The organism is Lampropedia puyangensis, assembly GCF_004833285.1.
Taxonomy (GTDB): domain Bacteria; phylum Pseudomonadota; class Gammaproteobacteria; order Burkholderiales; family Burkholderiaceae_C; genus Lampropedia; species Lampropedia puyangensis.
The window spans coordinates 1-354 of sequence record NZ_STFG01000071.1; the positions used below are offsets into that span (position 1 = coordinate 1).

General features: G+C 52.5%; 1 protein-coding gene. It reads right to left on the reverse strand.

Features of this window, described 5'->3' with window-relative positions; genetic code table 11:
- A partial coding sequence (locus tag E9531_RS17405) for a transposase (RefSeq protein ID WP_136575028.1) occupies nucleotides 1-299 on the reverse strand: 299 nt, incomplete at its 3' end.
- Nucleotides 300-354 lie beyond the last annotated feature (55 nt).

Below are 354 nucleotides of genomic sequence, written 5' to 3' on the forward strand. Positions count from 1 at the left end.
TCGGGCAAGCGGCTCATGCCCGCATCGAGCTGTGCGAAGTGGCTGAAAAGGGGCGTGTCATACAGCGCCTCTTCCATGGCTGGATCTGAAAGGTTGAACCATTGTTGCAAAAAGTGGATGCGCAGCATGGTTTCTATGGCAAAGCTGGGCCTGCCGTGGCCTTTGACGCTTTGATGGAATTGAACCAACGCCACCAGCTCAGCCCATGGAACCACGCGCTCCATCTCTTCAAGAAACTCACGTTTGCGTGTTCTCTTGCTGCTCAACTCAAATCCACTTCCAAGGCTTGTTTGTTTCATGGCTCCAAATGTCTCACAGACTCGTCGGCTTTGACTGACCTTTTGCAGAGTTTCC